Origin of the sequence: Aequorivita sp. 609 (assembly GCF_014212065.1) — a bacterium.
GTDB lineage: Bacteria > Bacteroidota > Bacteroidia > Flavobacteriales > Flavobacteriaceae > Aequorivita > Aequorivita sinensis.
In genome coordinates, this window is sequence record NZ_JACJVM010000034.1 from 84,977 (window position 1) to 110,585 (window position 25,609).

Genomic DNA, 25,609 nt, shown 5'->3' on the forward strand with positions numbered 1-25,609 from the left:
TATTATTTTGTCTAAAATCTAACATCTCAAGTTTAAAATCTAACGTCTTTTAAAATAGCCTAATAATTTCTTTACATAACTTTCATCAACCCTAGAACTCAAAGCTCCTGCCCCACTTTTTGTAAAAGATTCGGTAAAGTAATTTACGCGCTCACGATGATAACTGTAATATTGATTACGGACACTTTTTGAGGCTGTGTTTACTAAAATTAATTCTCCTGTTTCTTTATCTTCCATTTGAACCATCCCTAAATTTGGAATGTTTTCTTCGGCTTTATCGTAAATTCTAATTCCAGTCACATCGTGTTTTTTTGCTGCAATTTTCAAGGTGTCTCGATAATTGTCTGCAATAAAATCGGAAAGCACAAAAACAATAGCTTTCTTTTTCATTACGCTACTTAAAAATTTTAATGCGTTAGAAATATCAGTTTTGTTACTCTTAGGTTTGAATTCAATTAGTTCTCGGATAATTCTTAGTACGTGCGACTTTCCTTTTTTGGGTGGGATAAATAATTCAATGTCATCCGAAAAAAGAATTAGCCCAATTTTATCATTATTCTGCATTGCTGAAAAGGCCAGCGTTGCGGCAATTTCAGTCACTATTTCATTTTTAAATTGCTCTTGAGTTCCAAAAAACTCAGAACCGCTAATGTCTACCATTAGCATAAGGGTAAGCTCTCGTTCTTCTTCAAAAACTTTTACAAAAGGCTCATTGTAACGAGCTGTAACATTCCAATCTATATTACGAACATCATCTCCAAATTGGTATTTTCTAACTTCGCTAAACGTCATACCACGACCTTTAAAAGTACTGTGGTACTCGCCACCAAACACATGATCGCTTAAGCGACGTGTTTTAATCTCGATTTTTCGTACTTTTTTGAGAAGTTCTTTTGTATCCATTGCTTTTATTTACGATATACGATTTTAGATTTACGACTGCTATACAGCATTAAAATCGTAAATCGGCATTCTAAATTCGCAAATCTTACGGTACCTCAATTACATTAACAATCTTGTTGATGATGTCTTCTGAAGTGATGTTTTCTGCCTCTGCTTCGTAGGTAATACCAATTCTATGGCGAAGTACATCGTGTACAACAGCACGCACATCCTCTGGAATCACATAACCACGACGACGGATAAAGGCGTAACATTTGGCAGCTATAGCAAGGTTGATACTTCCACGCGGAGATGCTCCAAAATTAATAAGTGGCTTCAAATCTGATAAACCATAATTTTCTGGAGTTCTTGTAGCAAATATGATGTCTAGAATATATTTTTCAATCTTTTCATCCATATAAACTTCACGAACAGAAGCTTGAGCTCTTAAAATTTGTTCTACAGAAGCAACAGGATTTACTTGCTCGAATCCACCTTTTAAGTTTTGACGAATGATTAGTTGTTCTTCAGCGATTTGCGGATATTTTATAACTGTTTTCAGCATAAAACGGTCCACTTGTGCTTCAGGTAAAGGATAAGTACCTTCTTGCTCAACTGGGTTTTGGGTAGCCATAACAAGAAATGGCTTTTCTAGCTTAAAAGTAGTCTCCCCAATTGTAACTTGTTTTTCCTGCATCGCCTCCAAAAGCGCAGATTGCACTTTAGCTGGGGCACGGTTAATTTCATCTGCAAGAACAAAATTGGCAAAAATTGGTCCTTTTTTAATACTAAAGTCGTTGACTTTCATATTGTAAATCATCGTTCCCACAACATCTGCAGGAAGCAAATCTGGCGTAAACTGAATTCGGCTAAAGCTGCCGTGAACAGCTTTTGCGAGTGTATTAATTGCAAGTGTTTTTGCAAGACCAGGAACCCCCTCAAGCAGAATGTGCCCTTGCCCTAGCAAACCAATCATAAGGCGTTCCACCATATGCTTTTGGCCCACGATAACCTTGTTCATTTCCATGGTGAGAATGTCCACAAAGGCACTTTCTCTCTCAATTTTTTCATTTAACGCTCCTATGTCAAAGGTCGAATTTGTGTTTTCCATATTGTATTTAGATTCAATGTAGAATGCTTTTTAAAAAGTTGCTGCAAATTGTGCAATAATTGCTAAAAACGCTGTTAACAATTGGTTAAATTAAAAAAGAGGAAAACTTAAAGTTTCCCCCTTTTTTGTTAATGCTAAATATCTGTAATTTAGAATTATAAATTAATTACACCCATATTGGTTACTTCTCCTTGCTCAACAATAACATTTTCAACAACAACAGCTGGAAGACCTAAAGCTAAATCCGCTTGAATAGTTACAGTATAAACTCCATCAGGAACAGCACTTAACAGAAAATCACCTTGAGCATTCGCATAAGTCGAAATTTCAATGGGTCCGTTTACAGCAGTAATCATTGTTAAATTACCTGCAGGAAAGATCTTTCCAGAAATTGCTCCACTTTCAGCAACCGATGATGCTCTAATTACAGGTTTTAGACTGTAACCACCATTTCCTTGGGATACAATAGACTTGTCTACATCAAAATCGAGCATAAATTCATACAAAACACCTGGTTCGAAAGTTTCGTTTACTTGAATTTTTAATCCAGATTGTTGTGCGCTTGGAGTTGCCAATGGATGAACTTCTCCATTTACCACTATAGAATTCTCGTCGCCTAAAATCATTCTAATTTGACTAATTTTCCCAGCAGGAACTTCATCATCATACAACAACACATTTACACCAGCAGTTAACTCCAATAAGTCGTAAATACCAGCATTAATGCCTAACGCAACATCTTCTTGTCCACCGTTATATTTAATAACTACTTCTTCAACATCTACAAATACAGCTTCGTAATCACCCGGCGCATCGGTTAATCTTAAGGCCAATTTTGCATTGCCTTCATTAATATTTGGATTAGAATCATCATCGTTGCTGCAAGATGCTAACCCTGCAAATAACATTGCTATTAAGCTTAATTTAAAAAGGGATTTCATATTTATTTTTTTAGAATTAGTTTTACAAACATATTTACATGAATATGAAAATTTTATCTCTTTAGGAATTTTTAACCTTGCTTTTAACCAACTTTAACCTTCCTATAAACTCTTAATTATAACATTAGAAATTCTGAAAAATGCAAAATAAAATAGCTTTTATAACCGGAGCAACTTCTGGAATTGGGATGGCAACAGCTAAACTATTTGCCAAAAACGGCCTTAAATTAATTATCTGCGGAAGGAGAAAAGACAGATTAGAATCTTTAGCGAAGGAGCTTTCCTTATTGACAGAAGTTCACACATTGAGTTTTGATGTTCGAAATAAAGAAGAAGTTATTTCAGAAATAAAGTCACTTCCGAAGAACTTTTCGAACATTGATATATTAATCAACAATGCTGGAAATGCTCACGGATTAGAAAATATAGACGAAGGAAGTATTGACGATTGGGATGCAATGTTAGATATTAATGTGAAGGGATTATTGTACGTTTCAAAATCAATTCTTCCAAATATGATTGAGCGTAAAAGCGGTCATATTATCAACATTGGCAGCACAGCAGGGAAAGAAGTCTATCCTAAAGGAAACGTTTATTGCGCAAGTAAACACGCTGTAGACGCCATAAATCAAGGAATGCGAATCGATTTAAACGGAAAAGGAATTAAGGTTGGTGCTATAAATCCAGGATTAGTAGAAACCGAATTCAGCAAGGTCCGATTTAAAGGAGATACTGAAAAAGCTGATCAAGTTTACCGAAGATACACCCCTTTAAAACCAAAGGACATTGCCGAAGTTATATGGTTTGCTGTAACACGCCCACCTCACGTTAATATTGCAGATTTAACTGTTATGTGCTTAGACCAAGCTTCATCTACCATAATTAATAAAAACTAAGCCAAAATATTTTGGACTAAGTCATGCTTGTAGGGGAAGAATTTTTAATTCTTGAAAAAGATACAAAACTCTGTGTTTAAGAAATTGGATGTTATTTAACAATTCTATACTTTAGAGGATTATTAAAGTGACGCAAATTCTCTAATCCCTAAGCATGAAAATCTCCTCATTTATTTCAATTATTTGCTTTTTTATATTTGTTACAACTTCAGCACAAGAAGGTGCTCGATTTAAAGAAAACAAGAAAATATTTCTGCACGGAAACTCTGTTCTCATCGGAAATAATATTTTAGGACACCATCCCACCAACCCATTAATGAATACTAAAATTTCTAACGATGAGGTAAATATGAAATATATTGATGTTGACGGCGATCCTTCTACATTTAGCTCAAGTCAGGCAGACATATCAAATCTAAAAAATGGGGCTAGAATTGCACATGCTGAGCTTTATTGGTATGGGCTATATCCATACAAAACGAGTGCTTTACGTGAATCAAGAAACAAATTAGTTCACGTAGGAAAAGGCCAAAGAGACACTATTGTAAATTCAATTAAGTTTAAAACTCCAAATGGTACTTATGAAGATGTAGTTGGAGAGGTAGTTTTTGATAGTTATTCATCAAATCTATTTATTGAAAACTCACCTTATGTATGTTATGCCGATATTACCCAAACGATACAAAACTTAACTTCACGCAATGGCACCTATACTGCAGCAAACATTAAAGCAACTGAAGGCAAGATTTTAGGAGGTGGATCTGCTGGATGGCTATTGTATATTGTTTATGAAGATGAAAATGAAAGCCCTAAATATTTTACTACATATAATGGACTCTCTGAAGTAAGCAACAATGCAGTAACAATAAATTTCAAGAATTTTAAAAGTAAGGAAGAAGGCGACTTTAAAACTACAATAGCGTTAGCTGCTATGGAAGGCGACAGAAATATAAAGTCTGATCAAGTTTCAATATTCAATAAGAAGAAAAGAAGATTTGAAGCACTAAGTACGCCGATGAGAGATAAAAAGAATTTCTTTAACAGCTCTATTACTTTAGGCAGCGAAAACTCTTCAAAAAGAAATCCTGCTAGCACAAATACCTTAGGATTTGATTTATTAAAAATGGAAATACCCAATCCAAAAAATAACTTACTAAACAATTCCACTACAGAGGTAAAGCTTCAGTTTGAAACAAAAAAAGACCGCTACTACATGTTTTTTGCAGCTTTTGAGACTGAAATAAACAAGGAGTATTTAGAAGAAAAAACAAGAGAAGCTCAAGATGATAATTCTACAATAGCCTTTACACCTAAAACAGTCAGCGCTAACTCAGAAGTAACATCATTAAATAATAAGGCTGAAAAAGAAGTAGAGAGTGAACCCTTAGAACTTTCTGAAGAAGAACTACTATTAAGAACTTTAAACATCGAATCTGTTAATATCCCTGGTTTAGTTTCTGGCTATTATCTTATTACGAATGTATTTGCAGAATTAGACAATGCTAAAAGCTGGTCAAAATATTTAGCAGAAAAAGGATACACACCTAAAACCTATATTAATCCAGCAAATAATTGGTACTATATATATATCGCTAACAATAAGTCTATACTACCAATTTATGACAAATGGCAAAAAACAAAGGATTTAGAGTACTTTAATAAAATTTGGATACTGAAAATTAACCTATAACCTTATTTTCGGCCAAAATCCGCTGGAATTTCACCCCATGCTTTGGTTTCCCATTTTACTATCGTAGTAGTGTAAGTATTGGTTTTTAGCCAATTTTCTGCTCGAGCAACAAGCTCGAAAAGCTCCTTATTCTTAGTCGTTTGCTTAAGTTTAGTGTTACATTTTTTCTTTTTCACCCAACCCATAGCAATTCGCGAGTCACTATATATAATACGATCGCTATTGTTTTTCTTTAAAAAAGCTAGACCATGTACGAGTGCTAAAAACTCTCCAATATTATTTGTCCCCTGTTTAAAAGGCCCTTGATGAAATAATTGTTTTTTGGTTTGTGTATCTACTCCACGGTATTCCATAATTCCAGGATTACCACTAGATGCAGCATCTACTGCTATAGAATATAGATTAGGCTCACCTATTTTTTTTAGCTGATCTTTTGAAAGCGTTTTCTTGGTTGTTTTTCCTTTATAATCTGCATACTCTTTATTATATGCTTTCTGGGCCTCTTCAAAGGACTCAAAACTTTTATATTGAGCTCCTGCAATACCATCAATTGCGCGTTTGCATTTTGCCCAACTGTCAAAAATACCAGTGGGATTTCCAAACCAAACTACATAATATTTCTTTTTCTTAGCCATTAAGTAAGATGTCTTCTATTACTTTAGGGAACCATTTATATTCCAAATTATGAACTTTTTCTGCAATTGCATCTACTGTTTCATTCTCAGAAAGGGTGACACTGTGCTGTGAAATTATCGCTCCTTCGTCGTAATTTTCGTTAACATAATGAATAGTTATCCCTGTTTCTTTTTCATTATTATCCATTACCGCTTGGTGTACAAAACTGCCATACATGCCTTTTCCTCCATATTTCGGAAGTAATGCAGGGTGAATATTTATTACTTTTTCGGGAAAGTCTTTTAGAATAATTTTAGGAAACTTTAAAAGAAAACCTGCCAACACTATTAAGTTAGGATTGATTTCTTTTAATATATTTAATACTCCATCTTCAGAAAATAACTCACTTTTACTAAAGCTCATTGCTTGTACATTCAAGCTTTTAGCTTTATCTAACACTTTGGCATCCTTCTTGTTTGAAAGCACCAGAACGACCTCGGCAGATTGAGATCGTTGAAAGTATTTAATTATGTTCTCGGCATTGGTACCATTACCCGACGCAAAAATTACAATTCGTTTCTTCATTTCAGTTTCCTAAGTTTTTCAGAAGTATTATTTACAAATTAATAACAAAAGTACGGCAATAGGGTTTCACTTCGCCTAAAAATGTTTAAATTGGTTTCCAAATTTTGAACTCGTGTGAAATGAATAAAAATTACTAAATTCACATTTTCAACATTAAATGGTGTTTTCAATTAAAATATTTTATTTTTGCCACTTATAATTAAAATTTAAAATCAAGAATTATGTCAGACATTGCATCAAGAGTAAAAGCTATTATCGTAGACAAATTAGGTGTAGACGAAAATGAAGTTGTTAACGAAGCTAGCTTCACAAACGACTTAGGAGCAGACTCACTAGATACGGTTGAGCTTATAATGGAATTTGAAAAAGAATTTGATATCCAGATTCCAGACGACCAAGCAGAAAACATCGCCACAGTAGGTCAAGCAATTTCCTATATAGAAGCAGCAAAATAAGATTCTTCCATGGAGTTAAAGCGAGTTGTAGTAACAGGATTGGGTGCACTTACCCCTATTGGTAACAATATTCAAGAGTATTGGGATGCCCTTGTGGCTGGTAAAAGCGGCTGCGCCCCTATTACGTATTTTGATCCCGAAAAGTTCAAAACAAAATTCGCTTGCGAACTGAAGAATTTCAACGCATTAGATCATTTTGACAGGAAAGAAGCCCGAAAACTCGATCGTTTTGCCCAATATGCACTTGTATCTTCTGATGAAGCTATAATTGACGCTGGATTAAACCTCGATGAGGTTGATAAATTCCGCGTTGGTGTTATTTGGGGAGCAGGAATTGGCGGGTTAGAAACTTTTCAAAATGAAGTGATAAACTTTGCAGAAGGGGATGGAACGCCGCGTTTCAACCCCTTCTTTATCCCAAAAATGATTGCGGATATTGCACCAGGAAACATCTCTATAAAACACGGCTTTATGGGGCCAAATTATACAACTGTTTCGGCATGTGCATCCTCTGCAAATGCATTAATTGATGCTCTAAACTATATTCGTTTAGGTCATTGTGATGTTATTGTAACTGGTGGAAGTGAAGCAGCAGTAACAATGGCAGGAATGGGTGGATTTAACGCAATGCACGCATTATCAACCCGTAACGAAAGCCCAGAAACGGCTTCACGCCCTTTCGATGCTACTCGTGACGGATTTGTTTTAGGAGAAGGTGCAGGTGCACTTATCTTAGAAGAATACGAACACGCTAAAAAGCGTGGCGCAAAAATTTACGCCGAAGTTGTAGGAGGTGGTATGAGCAGCGATGCTTATCATATGACCGCTCCACATCCAGACGGTATCGGGGTAGAACGAGTGATGTTGAATACGTTACGCGACGCTAATATGAGTACGAATGACGTAGATACAATAAACACTCACGGTACATCTACTCCACTAGGAGACGTAGCAGAGTTGAAAGCAATTGTAAATGTTTTTGGTGAACACGCTAAAGACATTAATATTAATTCAACTAAGTCTATGACCGGACACCTATTAGGTGCTGCCGGAGCCATTGAGGCTATTGCCTCTATTCTGGCTATGGAACATGGGATTGTTCCACCTACTATAAACCATACTACAGTAGATAAAAATATAGATCCCTCTTTAAACTTAACTTTAAATAAAGCTCAAAAGCGCGAGATTAACGTGGCTATGAGTAATACTTTTGGTTTTGGTGGGCACAACGCTTGTGTGCTCTTTAAAAAAATCGATGCCTAAATGGCTTCATTTAAAAACATATTTTCTTCCCGTTCTGAAAAGAATGGGGAATTTTCCAATTCTCTAAAAAAAATACTAGGCTTTAGACCGAAGGATATCTCTATTTATGAAACTGCCTTTACGCATCGTTCTACAAATGAAAAAAACGATGACGGGCAACCGCAAAATTATGAACGTCTCGAATTTTTAGGAGATGCTATGCTGGGCTCAGTTATAGCCGCACACCTTTTTAAAAAAGTTCCAGATGGCAACGAAGGATATCTTACAAAAATGAGAAGTAAAGTGGTTAGTCGTGAACATTTAAACGAATTAGGCCGCGATTTACAACTTATTAAATTCCTAAAAACTACAATTCCAACTCAACAATTTAGCGGAAATATCTACGGAAATGTATTTGAAGCATTAGTTGGAGCAATTTACTTAGACAGAGGATTTAAGTATTGTGAGAAATTTATTCAAAAAAGAGTTATTAAACCTTACGTAGATATTAAAAAACTAGAAGGAAAGGTAATTAGCTACAAAAGTCTTTTTATTGAATGGTGTCAGAAAAATAAAAAGCAGTTCAATTTTGAGACTTATGAAGACAATGGCAAAGATCAATTAAAACATTTTGCCGTTCGATTAAAACTTGATAATGAAGTGATTACAAAAGCTAGGGCCACTTCCAAGAAAAAAGCAGAAGAACGCGCAGCCAAAAGAGCCTTCTATAAGCTTAAGATAAAAGTTGACAGCGAAAAGCATTAAACTTGTCGACAATTTCCTGTTTAAAATACTTTCTACTACTTATTCTAATCTTACTATTTCTACACTTTTCGTATTTATCTATAATTGGTTTTTATACATTAAAAACTAATACATAATTTAATACCTCGCTGTATAAATAATAACATTGAATTTAAATAAAACAAGCTGTAACTTGCTTATTTTTGTACTTTAATAATCTATTTCTTTAGCAATACCCACCGCTAAACCAAAAATTCAAAAAAATGGCTACCCACAAACTTTTATACGATGATGAAATGGAAGATCCTTTCTCATTAGTGGCCATACATTGTAGTGAAGAGGATTATAAGCTAGCCTATTTGCTAAACCAATTTTTAAACACTAAGTTTAAAAGAAGTAAGAAAGACTTAGACTTTTCATCTGATGGAAAAATAATCTTGTTTCCACTTTATGCTTATGAAGATTTAAAAGATTATAATAGCTTTTATTTAGTAGCAAATAAGTGCAAAATGATGGAGGCGAGTTTACAAAGTTCGGGAGGCTTATTTTCTGAGTCAGTTTCAGAAAAAGCAACAACACATTACTTATTGCCAGAAATGAAAAATGTAGATTACTTTTTAAAGATTCAAACGGATTATGGAAGTTTTCCTATTGAGTCTTTAATTTCAGAAATCAATAAAATAAAACAAATTATTTCGGCTTATTTTGTAGAAACCGAAAAAATAAAATCTAAGAACAATTTAATTTTTGATTAAATGTCAAACCAAAAGAGAACTAAAATAGTTGCAACACTTGGTCCTGCAACAAATAGTGAAGAGACCATAAAAAGTATGATATTGGAAGGTGTGGATGTTTTTAGAATAAACTTCTCGCATGCAGATTACGATACCGTTAAATCGAATATTGCAACAATTCGTAAACTTTCGGACGAATTAAGTCTTCATGTTGCCATTTTAGGTGACCTTCAAGGACCTAAACTTCGTGTAGGTGTAATGAAAGAAGAGGTTGTCCTACAACCAGGAGATGAACTTAGTTTTTGTACTGGTGAAGAATTTGAAGGCACTAAGGAGAAAGTCTATATGAATTACGACAATTTTCCTAAAGATGTTCAAGTTGGAGAACGAGTACTACTTGACGACGGTAAACTTATTTTTGAAGTTTTAAAAACTAATAAGAAAAATGAAGTAAAAGTAAAGGTTATTCAAGGTGGACCTTTACGCTCTAAAAAGGGTGTAAACCTACCAAATACCAAGCTTTCTCTTCCAGCACTTACACCAAAAGACAAAGCTGATGCTGTATTTGCAATAGAGCAACAAGTAGATTGGATTGCCCTTTCATTCGTACGAAATTCAGATGATTTAAAGGAGCTACAAGCTCTTATTGAAGCACATTGTGATTATAAAATTCCAATCATCGCAAAAATTGAAAAGCCCGAAGCTGTTAAAAATATTGACCGAATTGTAGCTTATTGCGATGGCTTGATGGTTGCTCGAGGTGATTTAGGAGTAGAAGTTCCAGCTGAAGAGGTACCGCTAATTCAAAAAGAATTGGTTTTAACTGCTAAGCGCGCACGAATTCCTGTTATTATCGCAACCCAAATGATGGAAACAATGATAACATCATTAACACCTACACGTGCAGAAGTAAACGATGTTGCAAACTCTGTAATGGACGGTGCAGATGCGGTGATGCTTTCTGGAGAGACTTCGGTGGGTAATTATCCCGTTGCAGTTATTAAAACAATGGCTAAAATTTTAAAGAGCGTAGAAAATTCCGATTTAATACGCGTACCACAAAATCCGCCACAAGTAAAAACTAACCGCTACATTACCAAATCTATTTGTTACCACGCAGCATTGATGGCAAACGAAATTGAAGCTAAAGCAATTTGTACACTAACAAATAGTGGGTACACTGCTTTTCAAATTTCAGCTTGGCGTCCCTCAGCGTTTATCTTAGCCTTTACTAGCAATAAACGTATTCTTGCTCGACTAAATCTTTTATGGGGCGTAAAAGCGTTCTATTACGATAAATATGTGAGTACAGATGAAACCGTAGAAGATGTAAACAGAATTGCTTCGGAAAAAGGATTTGTAACCAAAGGAGACTATCTAATCAACCTTGCGGCGATGCCCATTGTGGATAAAGGAATGGTGAATACATTGCGAGTTTCGCAGGTATAAGATTTATTATAACAAACAAAAAATGGTCTTCCCGGACCATTTTTTGTTTATCTATTCATTTATTAATCGGCAAATTCAACCATTTCGATTTTCATTCCATTTGCTTCTTTAGTAATAGTTACCGAATACCCAAAACCAGAAGTTTTGTAGTTATACACTATCTTTTTAAGCTCATTTTCTTCACGCGAAATCACTAATTCGCTTATAAAATCGGTTTTCTTTTTATTGTTGTTATGTTGCGTTTCACTATTTGCACCTTTAGGATTTGGAAAGGCAAATACCCTTGGGATATTGAAAAGTTGCTGTGCATTAAAAAACCCCTCGTGCCACTTATCTGTAGGTAAAATTATGGTCTCTGTATTTGTGGGCTTGCTTGCCGTTCCGCCAGAAGCTTCAGAATAAATTACTTTTGGGAAATCTTTTTTGAGTTCTTCGGCATAATTTTTTGCAACTGCACTTTCTCCAGGAGGATAAAACTTAGACATAAAGCCATTAAAAGCATACCCTTTTTTGTTGTTAAATTCAACCTCATCCATTGCTCCATCTATCCCACCAACATTCATGGTTGTTTTTCCTTCGGCTTTTACAATTTTCACTTTGGTACCCAAAGGCATAACAGCCAATTTTGAACTTTGCAAATTTGGAAATTCACGTAAAGTCAACCCACTTACAGCAGTAACATACATATAATCCGGATTGGTTTCTACCGGAATAGAATCGGTTACGACAGTTTGAGTTTCTTCGTTGTTTTTTACATCACTTTTACAAGAAAATAATAATGCGAAACCTAAAAAGGCAAAAATAGAGATAGCTACAGTCTTCATAATTTGGAGTTTTTAATTAGTATAAAGGTAAGTAGCTTTTTTACATACTTAAAATTCTAGTTTTAATTGTACATCAATCGATGCGCTTGGGACCGATTTTTTAATTGAAACCTCATTGTTTAGGTTCGAAATTGAAATTCCCAACAATCGTACCGACTCTTTCATTTTTTCTTGGAATAACAATTCTTTAACTACTTCTAAAATTAATTCTTTAGACGATATAAACAACGGTACTGTTTTACTGCGAGTTTGTAAAGTGAAATCGCTATACTTAATTTTAAGGGTAATTGTCTTCCCAGCAAGTTTGCGTTTTAACATTCGTCCTTCCACCTCAGTTGCAATTTCTTCTAGGCGTTCCATCATAAAAATTTCTGATGATATATTTTCTGAAAAAGTATGCTCGGCCGCTAATGATTTTTGCTTTCGGGTTGGCTTCACTATGCTGTTGTGTATACCTCGAACAACGTTGTAATAATGTTGTCCACTTTTTCCGAAGTGTTCATTTAAATACTCCAAAGATTGATTTTTTAAATCCATTCCGGTGAAAATTCCTAAACGATACATTTTCTCTTTTGTAACCTTCCCAACACCATAAAACTTCTTTACATCTAGGGTTTCTAAAAATGGAATAACCTCTTCTGGACTTATTGTTTTTTGCCCGTTAGGCTTGTTGATATCACTTGCTATTTTAGCTACAAACTTATTAACTGAAATCCCTGCAGAGGCATTTAAACCAGTCTTATCCTTAATTTTTTGACGAATTTCAGTCGCTATCATTGTAGCGCTCGGGTTTCCTTTTTTGTTTTCAGTAACATCAAGATACGCTTCGTCTAAGGAAAGAGGTTCTACCAAATCGGTATACTCAAAAAATATTTTTCTAATTTGTTTTGAAACTTCTTTATAGCGGTCGAAATTAGTGTTTACAAAAATGAGTTCCGGACATAATTTTTTTGCCGCTACACTACTCATGGCACTCCTAACTCCAAACTTTCGAGCTTCATAACTTGCTGCACTCACCACTCCTCGTTCCGAACTTCCTCCAACAGCAATTGCCTTGCCTCGCAGCTCTGGATTATCCAACTGCTCTACCGATGCGTAAAATGCATCCATATCGATGTGAATTATTTTACGAACAATTAAAGACTCTTGCATAATGTAAATTTAATACCATCTAACAAGGTATTCAAAACTTGTAGGTATATTTATAGTATGAAAAAAACTGCTATTATTTTAGGAGCAACAGGACTCACTGGAAGTATTTTACTAGAAAAACTTCTGAAGGATGATACTTATGATAAAATTAAATTATTCTCTCGTAGTTCCGTGGGAATAAATTCACCTAAAATCGAAGAGTATATTATAGATATGTTTCAGTTAAAAAATAATTCTGAAACCTTTAAAGCCGATGTTGTTTTCTGTTGTATTGGAACCACAAAATCTAAAACGCCCAATAAAGATACTTATAAAAAGATAGACTATGGGATTCCAGTGGCTGCTGCAAAGCTTGCAAAACAAAACGATATTAAAACATTTATCGTTATTTCAGCATTAGGTGCCTCAGAAAATAGTAGTGTTTTTTACAGTAAGACTAAAGGAGAAATGCAACGTGATGTTTTACTTCAGAAAATTGATAACACATACATTTTACAACCTTCTTTGATTGTTGGAAATAGAAATGAATCTCGGTTTGGAGAAAATCTAGCAGAGGCTTTTATGAAGGTTTTTGGGTTTTTAATTCCTGCGAAATACAAAATGATAGAAGCCGAAACAATTTCTGAAGCCATGCGTGTTTTATCGAAAGATGGTTATTCTGAAAAAATAATTACTTCCGAAAAAATTAAAGAAATTGTAGGCTAAAAATGTCTGTTCGAGCAGAGTTGAGGACTATTAAGAGGTGTCATCTGTGCTCAACCTGACAATGTAATATAGAAATAAATATGAAAGAAATAGAACGTAAATTCCTAATTACTTCCGAAGCTTTTAAAAAAGAAGCTCATAAGCGCACACGAATTGCACAAGGGTTTTTAAACACACATCCTGAACGTACTGTACGCATCCGATTAAAGGGAGATAACGGGTATATTACTATAAAAGGTAAGTCAAATAAATCAGGATTGTCTCGCTTTGAATGGGAAAAGCAAATTTCTTTAAATGAAGCTAAAGAATTGCTTCTACTTTGTGAGAAAGGTATAATTGAAAAAACTCGTTACGAAGTTTCAGTAGGGGATCACATTTTTGAAATCGATGAGTTTACGGGAGAAAATGAAGGGTTAATTATGGCTGAAGTAGAACTTAATTCAGAAGATGAAGTTTTTACTAAACCTGAATGGTTAGGAAAAGAAGTTACAGGCGATATTCGATATTACAACTCACAACTTAGTTTAAATCCTTTTAAAAACTGGAAATAAAAAAACTGCCCTAGCAATAAATACTAGGACAGTTAATCAACTAACCAACCAAATCAAAAAAAACTTTTATCTCCATCCACCACCAAGGGCTTCGTATAAATCAACAATTGCTTGTAAACGATTATTTTTTGCTGCTACCAAATCTAAGCTCGAACCTAGTGCACGTTCTTGAGCGGTTAAAACCTCTAAGTAAGTGCCCATTCCATTATCTAATAATTCCTCTGAGTACTCAGTAGCTAAATTATAGGCTTCGTTTTCACGTTCTTTAATTGAAATCTTTTCTGTTGCAGCTTCGATAGAATACATTGCATCAGAGACTTCCTTTCCAGCTATAAGAAGTGCATATTTAAAGTTCAACAACGCTTGTTCTTGTCTTGCTTGTGAAACTTCGTATTGCGTCTTAATCTTACGCCCGTTAAAAATTGGCTGCGTCAACCCACCTACAACACTAGCAAACAATGAATTCACATTAAAAAGTTTATCGAGATCCAAACTTTGGAAACCACCGTTAGCACTTAAAGTAAGTGAAGGATAAAAACTACTTCTTGCAACATTTGTAAGTTCAAAAGCATTTACCAAACCATATTCAGCTGCTATCACATCTGGTCTATTACTTAACAATTGTGAAGGAACTCCCGTTTCTAATGGAATTTCAATACTTTGATTATCTAAGGTACCTCTAGTGATTTGTTGAGGAGAACTTCCTAATAAAATAGATAAGGTATTTTCTACTAACCTACTTTGATTTTTCAGGTCTACCAGTATAGCTTGAGCCGTATACAACTGAGCTTCGGTTTGTTTCACTCCAGCTTCATTACCAATACCTGCATCCTTAAGAGCAATAGTGGTTTCAACTCCTTCAGTTCGAGCACTAATTGTTTCTTCGGTTACTCTAATCTGTTCGTCAATAGCTAAAAGCTGATAATATGTAGCTGCAATATTTGCCACCAATCTACTTTTTACTGCTTGGTGAGCCGCTACGGTTTGCAAATAAGTAGCATCAGAAGCACGCTTAGTACTTCTAATTTTTCCCCAAATATCTGCTTCCCATGAAAGTCCGCCAGATACCTCAAACTGATCTACCGAAGAGCTTTGACCAGGAAATCTACTTGATTCTGAAAGTTCCTGATGCACAACTCTAGCAGTACCATTCAATGTTGGGAAATATCCTGCTTTACCTTGTTTTACATAAGCCTCTGCTATTGCAATTTGCTGTAATGCAATACGGATATCCATATTATTATTAAGCCCTTCTTCTATATAACCTTGAAGTATCGGATCTGTAAAAATCTCTTTCCAAGACACTGTTGCCATAGATAAACTATCCTGAGGCAAGTTTTCAGTACGGAAATTATCAGATTCCACCACTGTTTCAGGTCTGCTGTATTCTTTCGCTACAAAACAAGATTGAAGCGTTAAGAAAGCCATTGCAATTGCAATTCCTTTTAAAAATTTCATAGTACGATTTCTTTTATTTTTCATCTTGAACTTCAACTTCAAATGTATCTGGGGTTTTATTCATTTTATCTTGTATCCATTGGAAAAAGATATATAGAATAGGAATAACAAATACTCCGAAAATAGTTCCAATTAATAATCCACCTACTGCTCCTGTTCCAATTGCATTGTTACCACGTGCTCCAATACCTGTAGCAAAAACTAACGGTAAAAGACCAACGATAAAGGCAAACGATGTCATCAAAATAGGTCTAAGTCTAGACTTTGCACCTTCAAATGCAGCAGTCATACGCGAAAGTCCTGTTCTACGTCTTTGAAGCGCGAACTCAACAATCAGAATCGCGTTTTTCGCTAATAATCCAATAAGCATTATTAGTGCAATTTGGAAGTAAACGTTGTTCTCCAATCCTGAAAACTTTGTAACTATATAGGCTCCAAAAACACCCACTGGCACAGAGAATATTACTGAGAATGGAATTAAGAAGCTTTCGTATTGTGCTGCTAGAATGAAATACACAAATAGTAAAACAAGAATAAAAATAAATGTAGTTTGACTACCTGCTGAAATCTCCTCACGAGTAAGTCCAGAGAAAGCTACAGTATATTCCTGTGGCAAGTTTTGACTTACTTCTTGAACTGCTTTAATAGCATCTCCTGAAGAGTATCCAGGCGCCGCTGCACCGTTCACACTTGCAGAGTTAAACAGGTTAAATCTAGTTACCGATTGAGGTCCATATACTCTTTCTAACGTGATGAACTCTGTAATTGGAGCCATTTCACCTTGTGAGTTACGTACGAATATCTGATTCAAACTTTCAACAGACGTTCTATCTTCTGGTAATGCTTGTACAAACACACGATACTGCTTTCCGTATCTAGAGAAATCGGCTGCGTAGATACTTCCTATATATCCTTGTAGGGTTGTAAGAATTGAACTCACGCTAATCCCAGCTTCTTTAGTTTTAGCAATATCAACATCTATTTCGTATTGCGGATAATCTGTATTAAATGATGACTGCGCATACATAATTTCTGGTCTCTGCATTAGTTCTTGCAGATAGTTTTGGGTAGCAACACTTAGGTCGTTAAAACTACCACCAGTTCTATCCAAAACTTTCATTTCAAAACCTGAAGAGATACCGAAACCTGGTACACTTGGAGGTTGGAAAAAAAGAATGTTCGCATCTGGAATAGTTGCAGCAACTCCGAAAAGTTTACCAGTAATTGCTTCTACCGATCTATCATCATCTTCTCTTTCAGACCAATTATCTAATTTAATGAAACCAATCCCGTAGTTACTACCTGAACCACTGATAATACTAAATCCATTTACTAATGAGATATCTCTAATTCCAGGAATATCTTTAATTTTTTCTTGTAATTCTTTAGTAACTCCAACCGTTCTATCTAATGAAGCCCCAGCTGGAAGTTCCACGTTTGCGAAAATAAGCCCTCTATCCTCGTCAGGAACGAAACCTGTTGGAGTAGTATTAGAAGCCCAAACAATACCTACTACACAAATAATTAAGAAGACAACACTAATCCATTTGTGCCTATACAAAAATCCTAAAGATCTCATATATCTATCAGTTGTAACAGCAAATGCAGTGTTGAACTTGCTAAAGAAACGCCCTAATAGGTTTTTCTTTTTAACTTCTTCATCGTGAGTTTTAAGGAATATAGCACATAATGCAGGGCTTAATGTCAATGCATTTACTGCCGAAATTACAATGGCCACAATAAGCGTAACACCAAACTGTTCATAGAAAACCCCAGTAGGTCCTGTAATAAAAGTTACTGGAATAAATACTGCTGCCATTACTAAGGTGATTGAGATAATAGCCCCCGTAATTTCATCCATTGCTGAGTGAGTTGCTTTTAATGCTGTTTCTGCTCCTTCTTCAAGTTTAGCATGCACCGCTTCCACAACTACAATAGCATCATCCACTACAATTCCAATTGCTAGTACGAGTGCAAATAATGTTAATAGGTTAATTGAATACCCAAACATATTTAGGAAAAAGAAGGTACCTACAATAGAAACCGGTACCGCAATAGCAGGAATTAAAGTTGAACGGAAATCCTGTAAGAAAATAAACACTACCAAGAACACCAATAAGAATGCTTCTATAAGTGTTGTTATTACTTTACTAATCGAAGCTTCCAAAAACTCGTTAGAGTCGAAGTTAACTATATGCTTAACTCCTTTTGGGAAGTCTTTCTCCATAACCTCAAACTTCTCGTGCACAGTACGGATAATCTCCTGAGCATTAGATCCAGCTGTTTGATAGATAGCCATACTCACCCCTGGATTACCATTGGTGAATGATATAGATCCGTAGTTTTGAGCATCTAATTCAACTTCCGCAACATCTTTAAGAGTAAGGAACTTTCCATTTCCTAACGACTTAATTACAATTTCTTCATATTGTGAAGCTTCTTTATATCTACCGCTATAGGTTAAAACATATTCAAAAGATTCTGCATTGTTTTGCCCTAAAGACCCTGCTGCAGCTTCTCTACTTTGCTCTCTAATAGCAGCAGTAATATCTGCTGGTTCTAGATTATAAGCAGCTAATTTTTCTGGTTTTAACCAAATACGCATTGCGTAATCTTTACCACCAAATACGTTTACACCCCCAACTCCATTAATCCTTTTCAATTCTGGGAGTACATTAATATTTAAATAGTTTTGAATATAAGTACCATCATAATCTTCATTTTCAGAATAAACTGTAATGAACATTAAGGCACTAGTTTGTTGTTTCTGCGTAATTACCCCAGATTGAGTTACCTCTGATGGTAATAATGAAGTAGCACGTGCCACACGGTTTTGTACGTTTACCGCAGCAATGTCTGGATCTACGTCTTGGTCAAAAAACACGTTTATACTTGCACTACCGTTGTTACTTGCTGTTGAAGTGATGTAAGTCATCCCTTCTACCCCGTTAATCTGTTCCTCAATCGGAACAATTACACTCTCAAGTACTGTCGCAGCGTTCGCACCAGGATAGTTGGCAGAAACCTGTACCGTAGGTGGAGCAATTTCTGGATACTGGGTGGTAGGTAGCGTTGTAATACCTAAAACCCCCAATATTAATATGATAATGGAAACGACACTAGATAGAACAGGTCGTTCAATAAATTTCTTGATCATAGTTTCTTCTTATTTGAATACTTTTTCTAATCCTTTTGCAATACTGTCAAAATCTGCTGGCTGTGCTATAATTGGCGTTTGGTCTCTAAGCTTTCCAACTCCTTTTGCAACTACCTTATCACCTGGATTTATACCGTCTTTTACAATCACTAAGTTGTCTACACGATCTAAAATATTAATAGCACTTGTAGTAGCTAAAGTATCTCCTTGTACTTTATAAACGTATGTAATCCCTTGTCTTTCATATGTAGCAGATGCAGGAACAACTGTTGCATTTTCATATGTATTTGGAAGTTGAATTCTTCCACTGTAACCGCTAGAAAGCAATCTATTTGGATTGTCAAAAACAGCTCTAAATGAAACTGTACCCGTAGAAGGGTTTACTTGAGAATTAATGGTTTCTACAGTTCCCTCTTGATCATATAAAGTACCGTTAGCCAAAATCAAACGAACTTTCGGCAGATTCTTTATTTTATCTTCAAGCGTTTTTCCTTCATTCTTTTCGATAAAATCTAAATAAGCTTTTTCATTTAATGAAAAGAATGCATATATCTTGTCTATATCCGCCACAGTTGTTAATGGCACTTGAGAAGATGGGCTTATTAATGCACCTTCTCTAAAAGGAATAGAACCTACATAACCATCTACTGGGCTTTTAATAGTAGCATAACCAATATTTGCTGAGATAGAGTTATAAGCACTTTGTGCTTGCGCTAATTTAGCTTTGGCTGTTTCAAGTTGAACACCGCTTATAATGTTCTTCTCAACTAGTGGCTTTAGCTTATTTACTTCAACTTGAGCGGCGTTGACATTGGCTCTTGCTGCAGCGGCATCTTGGCTTAAAGATTGTGTTTCCAATCTAAAAAGTGTTTGCCCTTTTCTTACTTTTTGTCCTTCATCTACCAAAACATGAGTTATATAACCAGAAGTTTTAGCACGCACTTCACTATTAATTATACCTTCTAAACTTGTAGGATACGTAGCGTAAGCTGTAACGGTTTGTGAAGGAACTGTTACTACAGGAAATGGTAGTGCCTGTGGAGCTCTTTGGTTCTGACTTTGATCATTACCACAACTGGCAAAAAACAAGCAAAGCCCTACTAAACCAGGAAGCAAATAAGTAAATTGTATTTTTTTCATCTTTGTATAATTAGTCGTTTTTATGGTTTTCAATTAGTTTTGTACGTAAGTTTATCATCATGCTAGAAGCCTGATTTAAATAGTTTAAATATTCATGGTGAAAGTTTATATCAAACTTCTCTTCTGAATCTTCTGGAAAACTTTTATTCATATCCGATTTGTAGTCAATGATCTCTAAATGAATATCACGTTCCTCATTCCAACTACTTATCATCTCATCCATAGACTGCACCCAAGCGTTTGGACTTAGAATAAAGTACTTTTTGCGATCACCAGTTTTGGTGTAATATGTAATTCGATGAGAAGCTTGCAAAGTAGTGAGATGAGTAAAAATTGTGCTTTTACTCGCTTTAAGTTCACATACTAAGTTTTCAAAAGTTTCACCTTTCTTACCTTTCAAAATTAGGCTAGCAAGTATTCGAGCCGCTAAAGGAGCTAATTGCTCCTTGTGCTCCAAATGCACACCCATTCTTTCTATCAACTTATCTTTTTTACTCAAAATATTTTTTAATAAGGCTGCAAAGATATGATTGGTTCGCAAAATACCGAACTAAACAGAGTTTAAATTTTTGTTAAAGTTATTTTGAGTAAATCAACTACTATTTAGATAGTATATAATTTGAAATTTAAAGATAGAAATTTTAAAAATTTAGGATGTATTTTGCTTATCCAATTCCATTTAACATAAAACTCTGTGAATACCATAATTATAAGAGTTATAGCTCTTATTCTTAATACGTTAAAACCCTGATTTTCCTTAAAAAATCCACGAATAATTAATAATTTCACGCGATAAATATTAATAACAATACAATGAACAAATTTTACTTACTAATTCTATTTATGGTAGCTACAATAGCTACAAATGCACAATCTGGTGTAGTAGACGAATCTTTTGGAAACAATGGTTTTGTTAACACAGTAATTAATGGTACATATAATGTTACTCGAGCTACCGTGGTTCAACCAGATGGAAAAATTATTGTGGTTGGACAAGCTGGGGAACCATCAACTTACATTGCAGTGGCTGCGCGTTTTAATACAGACGGATCAATCGACACTTCTTTTGGAGAGGATGGAAATGTACTTATGCCTATAGGTAGTATGAAATCATTCGCTACAGATGTAGCCCTTCAAGCAGATGGAAAAATCGTTATGAGCGGATACACTTGGGATAATGTTACAGGTGATATTTTTGCACTTCGCCTAAACACCGATGGAACTTTCGACAACTCTTTTGGATCAAATGGAGTTGCACTTGTTGATAATGGATCTGATGTATCAGAGGCTGTAACTATACAAGATGATGGTAAAATATTGGTAGGTGGATATTCTAATGACAATTTCACAGTTGCCCGATTTAATACTGATGGTACCTTAGATTCTACATTCGGCTCTAATGGATGGTCCACTACAACTTTTCCTAATGCCCCAAGTTATGTGAAAGATGTAAAAGTTCAAGACGATGGAAAAATTGTACTTGGTGGTTTTTTGATAAACAATCAAAACACTTTTGAAATGGCACTTGCTAGAATAAACAGTGATGGTAGCATTGATAATAGCTTTGGAACTGATGGAATGGTTTCGTTCAATATTGGGAATGGAAACGATTTTGGTGAAGCGCTTGCTATACAAGACGATGGAAAAATTCTTTTAGGAGGACATAAGTGGATCAGTAATATAGGACTTAAACACGATTTAGCAGTTGTTCGTCTAAATGAAGACGGAACCTTTGACAATACTTATGGAGATAACGGTGTAACTACGGCTCGTTTAGAAGATGGTCCAAATTATTCAGACGATATTGTTTTACAAGACGACGGAAAAGTAATCATTGCTGGATATTCTGTTCGTGAAACTGAATATAATCTTGCAATGGCACGTTTTGACACTAATGGAAACTTAGACAGTACTTTCGGAGTTGATGGTATGGTAAGTACAGATTTCAATCAGCGTGAAGATTACGGTACAGCAATCACACTTCAGCCAGACAATAAAATTATTCTTGCTGGTTACTCTTACGCTCCAACAGGAGGTTCTGAAGTAATCGTTGTACGTTACGACAACGTAGTTTTAGGTACTGAAGATTTTCAAAATGTTAAATTCAACTTATTCCCTAACCCAGCAAACAGCCAAATTACTGTTCAGTTAAGCGATGCTTCTACCAGCTACAAACTGGAAATCTACGACGTTTCAGGTAAAAAAGTTTACGCTTCAGAAATCCAAAATACAGCTAACATTAATGTTTCAGATTTTGCTTCTGGAGCATATTTAGTGAAACTAACTTCTGACAACAACTCAAGCGTTGTTCGATTTGTTAAGCAATAATATTTAAAAAGGACCTAGGACTAAAAGACGTAGGACATAAGACAGCGTAGATTTCAAAAAGGTTTTATTAATGTAAATCCATTTTGTCCTACGTCTTAAGTCCTATTGTCTTAAGTCCTTTTTTTATTTATTGAAGTGTTTTAATTTGGATCCCCTCTTTCAACTCATTTCCTTCACTATCCACAACTGTTAGAATATAATTTCCTGGTTTTGGGGAAATAGCCAACTCGTGAAACGTTTCCGTTTTCCCGATATATTCTGAATCTAAATACCAATAAACTATATTTTCTGATGATCGGTGCGCAAGCTTAAAAATTACTTCGTTCACATTTTCATCAAAATTCTTCGGAAGCAACACTGTTTCATTTTTCTTTGGATATATAAAAGCCATCAACTTTTCACCATCCTGTCTACAATTAGGCGCAAAAGGTGGCAAAGGATGATATTCTGGATGAAGAGACGCGTAAAAATATTCCATAACCGGCGGTAGCACAAACCAATTCTTTTGAACCATTTCTGAAAGGGAATAACACGAAGAATTAACCCGATAATTTTCGGAAGCATTTAAAAATACGGTTTGATGGTACGGACAAGCCTCGGTTCTTGCACCGCTTTTCGAAATCCATTCCGTTTTTATTTCGTCGCAAAAAAGTCCGGCGAGATGACCGCTTTTTGCACAAATTTCAACCTCAACTAATTCATCATACGGAATATTAAACCACCCGCTTTGTGGCAAAACATTCAAAACATCAAACAATATGGGAGCTGCAGCTTGAATTCCAGTTAAACCCGGACGCCCTTCGCCATCGGCATTTCCCACCCAAACGCCTATTGCGTAATTTGGCGTAACCCCAACGGCCCACGCGTCTTTAAAGCCGTAACTCGTTCCTGTTTTCCACGCGAGTGGTTGACTGCTTGTAAAAAACTCCCAATTTTCTTCACCGCTCGGACGGTTCACTTTTTGCATTGCATCGAAAGTTTCACAAATTGCTCCCGCATTCCAAACCCAAGGATTTTGCTGAATTTTTCCGAAGTCAATTTCCTCGTGATCTTTCACATAAACTGGTTCCACAAATTCATTTTTTCGGTATTCGCTGGAAGAAGTGTTGAAGAAATTTAAAGTTGAAGCCATCCCCGCATACGCTTTTGTAATATCCCATAAGCTGCTTTCCGCGCCGCCTAAAATCAACGAGAGACCGTAATAATCTGCGGGTTTATCGACTGACTTTTGATTCATTTTTCCAAGAATATTATAGAACCGCTGTAAACCGAAATCGCGTAACATCCGCACCGCTGGAATATTTAGCGAACGAGAAAGAGCAACGCTAGCGGGCACGGCGCCGTTAAATTGCTTGTCGAAATTTTCAGGTGTATATCCATTCACTGAAGTAGGAACATCAGCCACCAAAGTATTCGGAAGAATCTCCCCAGCATCTAGCATTGAAGCAAAAAGAAAAGGCTTTAGAATACTCCCCGTGCTTCGCGGTTTTTCAATAACATCTACATAGTTGTTGTGTTCTTTTGTTGTAGGTGAATTCCCCACATACCCCAAAACTTCGCGCGTATTTACATCCATCACCAACACCGCAACATTGTGAATTTGATTCTGACTCAACAAAAAATGATGCTCTTTTACAATATTATTTAGCTTTTGTTGAAGTGAAAAATCAATGGTTGTTTCAATTCGTTTTCCGCGGTGCTCTTTTCGGATTTTTTCAGTTAGATGAGGTGCATATTCTGGCAACGGAAAAGGTTTTCCGGGTAGGTTTTCATCCAAAGCCAATTGATACGTGGTTTCATCAATCACTCCATTTTTGAAAAGTTTCAATAATAAAGCATCTCTTTTCTTCTTTAAAATTTCTTCGTTTTTCCCGGGAAAAATAAGTGAGGGCGCATTCGGAAGTACCGCTAAAGCAGCGGATTGCCCCCAACTCAATTCGCTCGCAGGAATCCCGAAATACCGCCAGGACGCAGTTTCCAATCCAACCACATTTCCGCCAAAAGGCGCGTACGAAGCGTATAAATTCAAAATTGATTTTTTCTTAAAACCTGCTTCCAAACGCGTGGCTTGAAAAATTTCAATTAATTTTTCAAAATAAGTTCTTTCTTTATTTTGTCGGGAAAGGCGGATAACTTGTTGGGTAATTGTACTCCCGCCGCGACGGGAATCGGTAGTAAGATTATTCCAAAGTGCTTTTGAAATAGAAACCGGATTAAAACCGGGATGCCAATAGAAATATTCGTCTTCAAAATAAAGAATACATTTTTCAAACCGTTCCGGCACAGCATCCATTTGTGGAAATCGCCATTGGCCATCGTCTGCAATTCGTGCGCCCAGCATTTGCCCGCTGCTGCTTTCGGCTACGGTTGCGGTGGGAACCTCAAATAATGGCGAGGGAAGGCAGAAGAGCCAAACCACGAATAAAACTAGCGCGATACTGAGTTTTATTTTGTGAGTTTTAAAATGCTTTTTTAAAGTTGTTCTTTTCAATTTAATTCCTAAAGTCAATTATGTAGACTAATGTCAGTCTGAGCTTGTCGAAGACCCGTGTGTTGCGCTTCGACAAGCTCAGCGTGACATTTATATTTCAATTTATCATGAGGTTTTCGAGTGACAGTCTGAGCCTGTCGAAGACGGGTTTCTTTTATCAGGATGCCCATATTCAGTATAATTTTTTGAAAATTCTATTAAATCTTGCCAATTCTCTTCAATCAATGCAGTTTTCTTTCTTCGTGACCAACCTTTTATCTGTTTTTCAACCTTTATTGCTTCCGTTGGATTTGTACATTGTAAGTGCCATTTTAGCACTACTGGTCTCCTTTTAAAAGTATAGCAATCTTTTTTTATTCCTTCATTATGCTGCACAAGTCTGCGTTCTAAATCATTTGTCATTCCTGTGTAATAGGAATTATCAGAGCATTGAAGGATATATGTGAAATAGAATTTCAT

The 25,609-nt window shown here is 35.7% G+C and carries 23 protein-coding genes; 10 read left to right on the plus strand and 13 right to left on the minus strand.

The window, feature by feature from the left end; translation table 11 throughout:
• Window positions 1-39: 39 nt before the first annotated feature.
• The 3 genes from H4O20_RS09885 to H4O20_RS09895 form a co-directional block, all read right to left on the minus strand.
• Entirely contained in the window at window positions 40-903 is an 864-nt protein-coding gene (locus tag H4O20_RS09885) for a DUF58 domain-containing protein (RefSeq protein ID WP_139853963.1), read from the minus strand.
• A gap of 85 nt (window positions 904-988) precedes the next feature.
• The gene (locus H4O20_RS09890; RefSeq protein WP_139853964.1) at window positions 989-1,993 is read right to left on the minus strand and encodes a MoxR family ATPase; all 1,005 of its coding nucleotides are present in this window, start codon (window positions 1,991-1,993) and stop codon (window positions 989-991) included.
• A 155-nt stretch (window positions 1,994-2,148) separates the two neighbouring features.
• Window positions 2,149-2,934 carry a DUF4382 domain-containing protein gene (locus H4O20_RS09895; RefSeq protein WP_185099141.1) on the minus strand — a complete coding sequence of 262 codons (786 nt, stop codon included), beginning with the start codon at window positions 2,932-2,934 and terminating at the stop codon, window positions 2,149-2,151.
• Between the two features lie 140 nt (window positions 2,935-3,074).
• Between H4O20_RS09895 and H4O20_RS09900 the strand changes: the two genes are divergently transcribed.
• Both H4O20_RS09900 and H4O20_RS09905 read left to right on the plus strand, forming a co-directional pair.
• The gene (locus tag H4O20_RS09900) at window positions 3,075-3,830 is read left to right on the plus strand and encodes an SDR family NAD(P)-dependent oxidoreductase (protein ID WP_185099142.1); all 756 of its coding nucleotides are present in this window, start codon (window positions 3,075-3,077) and stop codon (window positions 3,828-3,830) included.
• A 154-nt stretch (window positions 3,831-3,984) separates the two neighbouring features.
• Entirely contained in the window at window positions 3,985-5,520 is a 1,536-nt protein-coding gene (locus H4O20_RS09905) for a hypothetical protein (RefSeq protein ID WP_185099143.1), read from the plus strand.
• A 2-nt stretch (window positions 5,521-5,522) separates the two neighbouring features.
• Here H4O20_RS09905 and H4O20_RS09910 read toward each other — a convergent pair whose 3' ends face one another.
• Together H4O20_RS09910 and H4O20_RS09915 are read right to left on the minus strand one after the other, a co-directional pair.
• Window positions 5,523-6,155 (minus strand): viroplasmin family protein, encoded by a 633-nt coding sequence (locus H4O20_RS09910; RefSeq protein ID WP_185099144.1) that lies wholly within the window; start codon window positions 6,153-6,155, stop codon window positions 5,523-5,525.
• A complete protein-coding gene (locus H4O20_RS09915; protein WP_139853969.1) occupies window positions 6,148-6,720 on the minus strand; it encodes a phosphoribosylglycinamide formyltransferase in 573 nt (190 codons plus the stop codon). Before H4O20_RS09915 ends, H4O20_RS09910 begins: the two co-directional genes overlap by 8 nt.
• Window positions 6,721-6,941: 221 nt before the next feature.
• Between H4O20_RS09915 and H4O20_RS09920 the strand changes: the two genes are divergently transcribed.
• The 5 genes from H4O20_RS09920 (at window position 6,942) to pyk (ending at window position 11,344) form a co-directional block, all read left to right on the plus strand.
• Window positions 6,942-7,175, plus strand: coding sequence for an acyl carrier protein (locus H4O20_RS09920; RefSeq protein ID WP_014781833.1), 234 nt, complete (start codon window positions 6,942-6,944; stop codon window positions 7,173-7,175).
• Between the two features lie 9 nt (window positions 7,176-7,184).
• A complete protein-coding gene (gene fabF / locus H4O20_RS09925; RefSeq protein ID WP_185099145.1) occupies window positions 7,185-8,438 on the plus strand; it encodes a beta-ketoacyl-ACP synthase II in 1,254 nt (417 codons plus the stop codon).
• Window positions 8,439-9,182, plus strand: a complete 744-nt coding sequence (rnc, locus tag H4O20_RS09930; RefSeq protein ID WP_185099146.1) for a ribonuclease III — start codon at window positions 8,439-8,441, stop codon at window positions 9,180-9,182.
• A 242-nt stretch (window positions 9,183-9,424) separates the two neighbouring features.
• Entirely contained in the window at window positions 9,425-9,916 is a 492-nt protein-coding gene (locus H4O20_RS09935; RefSeq protein ID WP_139853972.1) for an IPExxxVDY family protein, read from the plus strand.
• On the plus strand, window positions 9,917-11,344 hold the full coding sequence (pyk, locus tag H4O20_RS09940; RefSeq protein WP_185099147.1) for a pyruvate kinase: 1,428 nt from the start codon (window positions 9,917-9,919) through the stop codon (window positions 11,342-11,344).
• Window positions 11,345-11,406: 62 nt separating this feature from the next.
• Here pyk and H4O20_RS09945 read toward each other — a convergent pair whose 3' ends face one another.
• Both H4O20_RS09945 and dinB read right to left on the minus strand, forming a co-directional pair.
• Complete coding sequence (locus H4O20_RS09945) at window positions 11,407-12,168, minus strand: SH3 domain-containing protein (RefSeq protein ID WP_185099148.1); 762 nt, start codon at window positions 12,166-12,168, stop codon at window positions 11,407-11,409.
• 48 nt (window positions 12,169-12,216) lie between these two features.
• Complete coding sequence (gene dinB, locus H4O20_RS09950) at window positions 12,217-13,320, minus strand: DNA polymerase IV (RefSeq protein ID WP_185099149.1); 1,104 nt, start codon at window positions 13,318-13,320, stop codon at window positions 12,217-12,219.
• Between the two features lie 57 nt (window positions 13,321-13,377).
• On the opposite strand from dinB, the gene H4O20_RS09955 reads away from it, so the two are divergent.
• Both H4O20_RS09955 and H4O20_RS09960 read left to right on the plus strand, forming a co-directional pair.
• Window positions 13,378-14,025 (plus strand): NAD(P)H-binding protein, encoded by a 648-nt coding sequence (locus tag H4O20_RS09955; protein ID WP_185099150.1) that lies wholly within the window; start codon window positions 13,378-13,380, stop codon window positions 14,023-14,025.
• A gap of 80 nt (window positions 14,026-14,105) precedes the next feature.
• Window positions 14,106-14,576 carry a CYTH domain-containing protein gene (locus tag H4O20_RS09960; RefSeq protein ID WP_185099151.1) on the plus strand — a complete coding sequence of 157 codons (471 nt, stop codon included), beginning with the start codon at window positions 14,106-14,108 and terminating at the stop codon, window positions 14,574-14,576.
• Window positions 14,577-14,642: 66 nt separating this feature from the next.
• On the opposite strand, the gene H4O20_RS09965 is transcribed toward H4O20_RS09960, so the two are convergent.
• Genes H4O20_RS09965 through H4O20_RS09980 form a run of 4 tightly spaced genes read right to left on the minus strand, consistent with a single transcriptional unit; the run spans window position 14,643 to window position 20,830 of the window.
• Window positions 14,643-16,034, minus strand: coding sequence for an efflux transporter outer membrane subunit (locus tag H4O20_RS09965; protein WP_185099152.1), 1,392 nt, complete (start codon window positions 16,032-16,034; stop codon window positions 14,643-14,645).
• A gap of 13 nt (window positions 16,035-16,047) precedes the next feature.
• On the minus strand, window positions 16,048-19,191 hold the full coding sequence (locus tag H4O20_RS09970; RefSeq protein WP_185099153.1) for an efflux RND transporter permease subunit: 3,144 nt from the start codon (window positions 19,189-19,191) through the stop codon (window positions 16,048-16,050).
• Window positions 19,192-19,200: 9 nt separating this feature from the next.
• Window positions 19,201-20,331 carry an efflux RND transporter periplasmic adaptor subunit gene (locus tag H4O20_RS09975; RefSeq protein ID WP_185099154.1) on the minus strand — a complete coding sequence of 377 codons (1,131 nt, stop codon included), beginning with the start codon at window positions 20,329-20,331 and terminating at the stop codon, window positions 19,201-19,203.
• A 10-nt stretch (window positions 20,332-20,341) separates the two neighbouring features.
• A complete protein-coding gene (locus H4O20_RS09980; protein ID WP_241836846.1) occupies window positions 20,342-20,830 on the minus strand; it encodes a GbsR/MarR family transcriptional regulator in 489 nt (162 codons plus the stop codon).
• Window positions 20,831-21,144: 314 nt separating this feature from the next.
• On the opposite strand from H4O20_RS09980, the gene H4O20_RS09985 reads away from it, so the two are divergent.
• On the plus strand, window positions 21,145-22,659 hold the full coding sequence (locus H4O20_RS09985; protein WP_185099155.1) for a T9SS type A sorting domain-containing protein: 1,515 nt from the start codon (window positions 21,145-21,147) through the stop codon (window positions 22,657-22,659).
• 127 nt (window positions 22,660-22,786) lie between these two features.
• Here the strand turns inward: H4O20_RS09985 and pbpC are convergent, their stop codons facing one another.
• The gene (pbpC, locus tag H4O20_RS09990; protein ID WP_185099156.1) at window positions 22,787-25,150 is read right to left on the minus strand and encodes a penicillin-binding protein 1C; all 2,364 of its coding nucleotides are present in this window, start codon (window positions 25,148-25,150) and stop codon (window positions 22,787-22,789) included.
• A 105-nt stretch (window positions 25,151-25,255) separates the two neighbouring features.
• On the minus strand, window positions 25,256-25,609 hold the full coding sequence (locus H4O20_RS09995; protein ID WP_185099157.1) for a GIY-YIG nuclease family protein: 354 nt from the start codon (window positions 25,607-25,609) through the stop codon (window positions 25,256-25,258).